The sequence below is a fragment of the Streptomyces sp. 150FB genome (assembly GCF_000818195.1).
Lineage (GTDB): Bacteria > Actinomycetota > Actinomycetes > Streptomycetales > Streptomycetaceae > Streptomyces.
This window is the reverse complement of the sequence record NZ_JTHL01000001.1, coordinates 8,539,646-8,543,479: the sequence shown is the minus strand read 5'-3', so window position 1 is coordinate 8,543,479 and position 3,834 is coordinate 8,539,646. Positions and strand designations below refer to the sequence as shown.

The window sequence follows — 3,834 nt, the reverse complement described above, 5'->3', positions numbered from 1 at the left end:
CGCGCAGTGGCGCCTTCTCACGGCTCATGACGCCTCCGATATGCATCAGGCAGGAGTTGTCGGCGCCGCACAGGACCTCCGCGCCGGTCGAGACGGCGCTGCTGACCTTGTCCTGGCCCATCGCCGCCGAGACGTCCGCGTTCTTGACGGCGAAGGTGCCGCCGAAGCCGCAGCACTCGTCGGCGCCCGGCAGTTCGCGCAGTTCGAGGCCCTTCACCGCTTGCAGCAGTTGCCGGGGCCGGTCGCCGAGTCCCAGCAGCCGGAGCCCGTGGCAGGACGGATGGTAGGTGACAGTGTGCGGGAAGTAGGCCCCCACGTCCGTCACGCCCAGCACGTCGACCAGGAACTCGGTCAGCTCGTACGTACGGGAGGCGAGGGACGCGGTGGCCTCGCCGCCGAACTCCGGGTAGTGCCGGCGGATCATCGCCGCGCAGGACCCGGACGGCGTCACCACATGGTCGTAGCCCTCGAAGGCCCGCACCGTACGCCGTACCAGGGGCTCGGTCTCCTTGCGGTAGCCGGTGTTGAACTGTGGCTGCCCGCAGCAGCTCTGTGCTTCCGGGAAGTCGACGTCGACACCGAGACGTTCGAGGAGACGCACTGTCGCGACCCCGGTGGACGGATACACGGCGTCATTGACGCAGGTGACGAAGAGAGCGACGCGCATGGGCGGAGCATATGTCGCGGGCAGCGGTACGCGTAAGACCCGCCGTCCCCGATGTGGCGCCGCCCCGCCGAGGAGCTGCCTCAACCCCGTTGCGCCGTGGGGAAGTTGACGACTCGAATCCGGTTTGCACCACTACATGCTCCCGCACGGGTCGAAGATTTTTACTTTTGCCTTCAAAATTTGCGCAGATTCATAGACTTCCTGCGGTCTCACTTCTAGCCTTTTCGCGTCCGCAGAGTCCCCACGAGCCGCAAGGACGTATGTCTGTGACACCTCCCCCTCGACGCCGCTTGCTCCGCCGCGGCATATCCGCATCGGTTTCACTCGCCCTCGCCGTGGCCGGGACGGCCGCAGCGGTGGTGCTGTCGACCGCACCCGCCGCGCAAGCGGCGGCAGTCCCCGCTCCCTCACCGCTCAACGTTCCCGGCCGCGGCGCGAGCGTGCCGTTCAAGGAACAGGAGGCCGAATACGCCGCCACCAACGGCACCTTGATCGGCCCCGACCGTCTCTACGGCCACCTGCCGTCGGAGGCCTCGGGACGACAGGCCGTGACGCTCGACGCCGCCGGTGAGTACGTGGAGTTCACGCTCTCCGCGCCGGCGAACGCGATGTCGTTCCGCTACTCGCTGCCCGACACCTCGGACGGCAAGGGGCGCACCGCGGCCATCGACCTGAAGGTCAACGGCAACCAGCTCAAGAGTGTGCCGGTGACCTCTCAGTACAGTTGGTACTACGGGGGTTATCCGTTCAACAACAACCCCGGTGACACCAACCCGCACCACTTCTACGACGAGACCCGCACCCTGCTGGGCTCGACACTGCCGGCCGGAACGAAGATCCGCCTCCAGGTCGCCTCGACCTCGGCGTCACCGACGTTCACCATCGACCTCGCCGACTTCGAGACGGTGGGCGCCCCGATCGCCAAGCCGTCCGGCGCGCTCGACGTGGTGAGCGACTTCGGCGCCGACCCGACGGGAGCCGCCGACTCGACCGCCAAGATCCAGGCGGCCGTCGACGCGGGCCGGACCCAGGGCAAGCAGGTCTACATCCCGCAGGGAACCTTCCAGGTCCGCGACCACATCGTCGTCGACCAGGTCACCCTGGCCGGTGCGGGCCCCTGGTACAGCGTGCTGACCGGACGTGACCCGTCCAACCGCGCCAAGGCTGTCGGTGTGTACGGCAAGTACGCCAACGCGGGCGGCAGCAAGAACGTCACACTGAAGAACTTCGCCATCCTCGGTGACATCCGCGAGCGCGAGGACAACGATCAGGTCAACGCCATCGGTGGCGCGATGTCCGACTCCACGGTCGACAACGTGTGGATGCAGCACACGAAGGTCGGGGCGTGGATGGACGGCCCGATGAACAACTTCACCATCAAGAACAGCCGGATTCTCGACCAGACCGCTGACGGCGTCAATTTCCATATGGGCGTCACCAACTCCACCGTCACCAACACCTTCGTACGCAACACCGGTGACGACGGCCTGGCCATGTGGGCGGAGTCCGTTCCCAACGTCAACAACAAATTCACCTTCAACACGGTGATTCTGCCGATTCTGGCGAACAACATCGTCACGTACGGTGGCAAGGACATCACCATCTCGGACAATGTGATGGCCGACACCATCACCAACGGCGGCGGCCTGCATATCGCCAACCGCTATCCGGGAGTCAACTCAGGTCAGGGAACGGCGGTTTCCGGCACCACCACCGCCGCGCGCAACACCCTGATCCGTACCGGCAACAACGACTTCAACTGGCAGTTCGGTGTCGGTGCCGTCTGGTTCAGCGGTCTCAACGAGCCGATCAACGGCAACATCAACATCACGGACAGCGAGATCCTGGACAGTTCCTACGCCGCGATCCACCTGATCGAGGGCGCGACGAACGGGCTGCACTTCAACAACATCAGGATCGACGGAGCCGGTACGTACGCGCTTCAGATCCAGGCGCCGGGCACGGCCTCGTTCACCAACGTCAAGGCCACGCACATCGCGCAGCCCAACCCGATCCACAACTGCATAGGATCCGGCTTCCAGATCACGCAGGGCACGGGCAACTCGGGCTGGTTCTCGGACCCGCCGGTCTGCACCGGCACCTGGCCGACCCCGGTGTGGACCAACGGCGGCGTACCGCAGGGCGGCACCAACCCGCCCACGGACCCGCCCACGACCCCGCCGACCGACCCGCCCACCACGCCGCCGACGGACCCGCCGACGACGCCGCCCGCCGACACGGGCAACCTCGCCCAGGGCCGTCCCACCGCCGAGTCCGGCCACGCCGATGTCTACGGCTCCGGCAACGCGGTCGACGGAAACGCCAGCACCTACTGGGAGAGCAGAAACAACGCCTTCCCGCAGACGATCACCGTGGACCTCGGCGCTGCGAAGGCCGTCAAGCGAGTGGTACTCAAGCTTCCCCCGGCCACCGCGTGGGCAACCCGCACGCAGACGCTGAGCGTGCTGGGAAGCACGGACAACTCCACCTTCACCACCCTCAAGGCCTCGGCGGGATACACGTTCAACCCGTCGAGCGGCAACACCGTGACGATCAGCCTGCCCGGCACGTCGACCCGCTACCTGCGGCTCAACGTCACGGCCAACACAGGCTGGCCGGCCGCGCAGATCTCCGAGTTCGAGGCGTACACGAGCTAGTAGCGTCGCGCTCTCGGACATACGCGTGCGGGCCCGGCCGCGAAGGTCGGGCCCGCACTGCTGTCGGTGTTCCGCGCCACTCCGAGAGCGCCAGGAGAGCCCTGGAAGCGCTCGGATTACGGGGATCGCTGACGGCGGCTCAGGCGTCGCAGGAGACGTCGACGAGCTGGATCGTACGGGTCGCGTCGAGGTCCACGTACGCCGTGAAGGTGGTGGTGGACGCGCCGTCGCCGCCCCAGTGCGCCGTCACCTCGGCCCAGCCGACGCCGGCGGACTGCGCCGTCACCGCGGGGCCGACATCGATGGAGGTCGGAGTGTTCTGCGCGCACAGCAGCAGGTCGAAGCCGTCGGCGTCCTTGACCCGCTGCGCCAGGTACGGGGAGATGCCGTACTTCCGTGCGAAGTCGCCGGGTCCGTGCTCACCGTAGAAGTCCTCGATGAAGGTGTGGACCTGCTCCCCCGTGTAGCGGTCGTTCGGCTCCGTACCGGCGACGGCCGTACCGGAAGCAG

General features: G+C 66.9%; 3 protein-coding genes. 1 reads left to right on the top strand and 2 read right to left on the bottom strand.

What is annotated here, in order from left to right; translation table 11 throughout:
- Positions 1 to 667: (Fe-S)-binding protein (locus QR77_RS36645; protein WP_063798122.1), on the bottom strand; the 667-nt coding region annotated here is incomplete at its 3' end.
- 266 nt (positions 668 to 933) lie between these two features.
- Between QR77_RS36645 and QR77_RS36640 the strand changes: the two genes are divergently transcribed.
- Positions 934 to 3,324: a discoidin domain-containing protein gene (locus tag QR77_RS36640; RefSeq protein ID WP_040026284.1), complete on the top strand. Its 2,391-nt coding sequence runs from the start codon at positions 934 to 936 to the stop codon at positions 3,322 to 3,324.
- A gap of 139 nt (positions 3,325 to 3,463) precedes the next feature.
- On the opposite strand, the gene QR77_RS47145 is transcribed toward QR77_RS36640, so the two are convergent.
- On the bottom strand, positions 3,464 to 3,834 hold a 371-nt coding region (locus tag QR77_RS47145; RefSeq protein ID WP_052489336.1), incomplete at its 5' end, for a hypothetical protein.